The organism is Nocardia sp. NPDC060220 (genome assembly GCF_042727815.1).
Lineage (GTDB): Bacteria > Actinomycetota > Actinomycetes > Mycobacteriales > Mycobacteriaceae > Nocardia.
Window position 1 is genome coordinate 1 of sequence record NZ_JBHWZY010000611.1, and the last position, 4,264, is coordinate 4,264.

Below are 4,264 nucleotides of genomic sequence, written 5' to 3' on the forward strand. Positions count from 1 at the left end.
AGCCTGGTCAGCTCGGTCACCGACCTGTCCGACGCGATCTCGGGCGGTTCATGGATCGAAGTCGGTCTCGGCGTCGTCGGTCTCGGTGCCGAAGCAGTCTCCCTGGTGGTCGACCCGCTCGGTACCTTGGCTGGTTACGGCGTGGGTTGGTTGATCGAACACTGCCAACCCCTCCAAGATGCACTGGATTGGATCGCCGGCGATCCCGCCCAGATCGAGGCCTACGCTAAAACCTGGGACAACGTCGCCGCCCGGATCAGCGAGGTAGCGACCGCTCAAAACGCCGCGGTCACAGCCGATGTCGCGGACTGGACTGGTCAAACCGCCACCGCCTACAAGTCAGCGGCGTCGAACACCACGAACCTGCTGACCGCGGCCAACACCGCCGCGACCGCAGCAGCTTCAGCGATCCGGATGGCAGGTGGGATCGTGGCCGCGGTCCGTGAAACCGTGCGTGACCTGGTCGCCCAAACCGTCGGCCGTCTTGCGGTGTGGGCGGCGGAGTTGGTGTTCTCGGTCGGTTTGGCGACTCCGTTGGTCGCGGTCCAGGCGACTGCGTATATCGCGAAGACTGTGGCGACGATTTCGAAGTTGTTTTCGAAGTTGGCCAAGACGATGTCGAAGCTGAAGCCGTTGCTCAAGCAGTTGAAGTCGGCGTTCGGTGATATCGCGAAGGCGTTCAAGAAGACCCCGTCCAAGACCTCGAAGAACGCTGACACCACCACCACGGGCCCCGCGGCGACGAAGAACACCGACACCTCGACAACACCGTCGACTACGAAACAGCCGGACACGCCCACGAATCCGGCCAGCACACCTGATACACCGTCGAAGACAACTGATAACCCGGACACCCCAGGGACCACGAAACCGGCGAGCACGCCGGAGACGAGCAAGCTTCCCGACCAGTCCGGCTCCGAGAAGCCGGACCTGAACAAGACCGCGAAGCAAACCACCGACTGTGGTGACCCGGTCGACGTCGCGACCGGTGAGTTCCTCCTTCCTGCAACCGATGTCGAACTCCCCGGCGTGTTGGCGTTGGTACTCACCCGTCGCCATCGCTCGTCGTATCGGTTCGGTCGCTGGTTCGGGCCGTCGTGGGCGGCCACGCTTGACATGCGGGTGACTGTCGACCAGGTCGGAGTCCGATTCGTCGGACCCGACGGCGAGGTGTGGCAGTTCCCTCACACCGTTCCCGACGTCCCGGTCCGCCCGGTGCACAACGGAATCCGCGCGACCATAACGCGCACCGAAACTGGCGGCTATCTTGTTCACGACTCGGACCGCGAACTTACTTGGGGTTTCATCCCGGACCCTGCACTGTCGGGGTTCGGCACTGAAGGCGACGGCTACGCGATCACTGAGATTACCGACCGCCACCACAATCACATCCGATTCCACTACAGCCCCGAGGGCACGCCTACCCATATCACCCATTCCGGTGGCTACCGTGTCGAAATCACCACCGAAGGCGCTCGCGTCACTGGTCTAGCCGTCGTAGGCGCAGATCCAGACGGTGCTCCCGCAACAACCCGAGTTCGTGAATTCAGCTACACAACAGGCAATCTCACCACGGTCATCAACGGCGTCGGCGCCGCCACGCACTACCGGTATGACAGCGACGCGCGGATGCTGTCATGGCGTGACTCCCGCGGTACGGAATTGCACAACACCTACGACCGGACCGGACGGGTCGTGAAGCAGGTCGGGTCCGACGGAATCCTGTCCGCGACCTTCGCATACGAAGTCCTTCCCGAATTCCGGCGGGTCCGCACACACCACACCAACTCGCTTGGCGCCACTACAACCTTTGAGTTCGACGAAGACCTGTGTCTTCGGAACCTGATCGATCCGCGTGGCGCGTCCTCGGTCACCGACTACAACGAGTACCGCCAGCCGGTCCGCTATGTCGACGCTTACGCCAACATCACCACCTATCTCTACAACCTCGATGGCGATCTGGTCCTGCTCCGCCGCCCAGACCGGGAAGTGATTTCGATCAGCTACGCCGCACCGCGCCGTCCGGCCATTGTGAGCGATGTCGACGGCACGACAATTACCCGGACATATGACGACGACGGCAACCTCACCAGCATCTCCGATGCCGACGGTGTGACCACCACGTACACCCACCATCAGTGCGGTGCTCCGGCTTCGATCACGATGTCGACGGGCGCCACAACCCATATCGACATCGACGCCGCTGGCCTGCCGATCCGGATCACCGAACCCGGCAACGCGGTCACGGTTGTCGAGCGCGACATGTTCGGTCAGCCCACCATCATTACCGACCCGGTCGGTGGTATCAGCACGCACTGGTATTCCGCCGAGGGAAAGCTGCTCTCCCACACAGACACCGATGGCACGACACAGTCGTGGACCTATGACGGCGAAGCGAACCTACTTACCCACACCAACCAGATCGGTGCGCTCACCCGCTACACCTACGGCACCTTTGACCTGGTCAGTACCCGCGAAGCGCCCGACGGCGCTATCACCGCCTACTCCCACGACACCGAAGGCCGACTCACCTCGGTCACCAACCCGCTCGGCGACACCTGGACCTACGAATACGATCTGGCGGGCAACGTCCGCACTGAAACCGACTACAACGGATCGGTCACCCAGACCGAGTTCGACCTGCTCAATCGACCTGCCATCATCACGACACCTGCGGGTGTTCAACGCCGCCTCACCTACGATGTCCTCGGCCGATTCACTGGCGTCAGCACCGACACCAGTGAATGGATCACCAACACCTATACCCCGACCGGCCGGCTCGCGACTGCTCGAAACGGCAACCACAACAGCACCATCCACACTGTCACTTTCGAACACACCGCGGCAGGGCGCATGCTCGCCCAACGTGTCGACAGCCAAACCATTGCCTATGACTACGATCGTCACGGTCGCCGAATTGGATACACGACTCCCAGTGGCGCGACAACCACGTACGAACACACGCCGACAGGACAAGTCGCCGCCCTAACCTCACGCGGGCACCGATTCGACTTCACCCACGATGCGATGGGGCGTCAGAATAGCTGGCGCAGTGCGGGGATCGGCCAACACAATACCTACAGTCCCGCCGGCTATACCCTCAGCCGCGAACTCGTCCAGCTCGATCCGCGGACCAGCTCACCCACCCAATTGCTCGAGCGCGACGATTACACCTGGCGTCCGGATGGGTGCGTTACGAGCCATACCACTACCACGCCCGCATCGAGCCGACGGCGCGACTACACCCTGGATGTGATCGGTCGCATCACCCGCATTGCGAGCCCGGGCGCCGGGACCTCCGAGGAGTACACCTACGACGCCTTGTCGAATCTCACCACTGTCGCGGTTCCGGCATCACCGGTACCACCCGATCCCATCGCCGCCGGTTACCAAATGGACGTGCCTTCCACAGACCAGCGTGCGGAGTACCGCAACAACCTCCTCGTCCGCACCGGACGTGCCCGCTACTTCTACGACACGGCTGGTCGCCTTGTCCGCAAAGAAAAGACCCGGATTTCCCGTAAGCCAGCTATCTGGCACTACCGGTATAACGCCTTCGACCAACTTGTCGAAGCAACCACCCCGGACAACACCACCTGGTACTACACCTACGACGCATTCGGTCGCCGAACCAGCAAGCAACACCACGCCAGCAACACTTATACCAAATTCGCCTGGGACGGGGTCCATCTCACCGAACAATCGACCGCAAACCACGCCGGCGCGCGTACCCACACCTGGACCAACCATCCCACAACCCACATCCCCCTGACTCAATCTGTCGACGACAGATTCTGGGCGATCGTCACCAATCTAGAAGGCAGTCCGAGTCACCTCGCTGATCCAGCAACCGGAGAAGTAGGCTCAACGGCGACCGCGACGCTCTGGGGGCAAACGGTCTGGACCGGCCCCGACACCCCGCATCGCTTCCAGGGTCAACAATACGACCCGGAAACCGGACTCCACTACAACCTCCATCGCTACTATGACCCGGAAACCGGCCGCTACCTCACTCAAGACATTCTGGGTCTTACGCCGTCGCCCAACCCCAACATTTATCCAGATAACCCCACGACATGGGCCGACCCTCTTGGGCTAACGCCCTGCCCTGTCAGGGTCTCATCGATGAGCGCGGACTGGGCGACGAAGGGGGCGCATGTGCACATTGGTGGCAAGGAAGTACGTGTGTTTGCCCATCATGACGGGTCGATCGGCGTAGAAGGCTTGCGAATGTCGAACGGTACGCCGAATGATGCTCAGCTAC

Annotated in this window: 1 protein-coding gene; it reads left to right on the forward strand. The window is 61.9% G+C overall.

Annotated elements, in window-relative coordinates:
* Positions 1–4,264 (forward strand): DUF6531 domain-containing protein (locus tag ACFWF3_RS26235; RefSeq protein ID WP_379315988.1); only part of this gene is annotated, 4,264 nt, incomplete at both ends.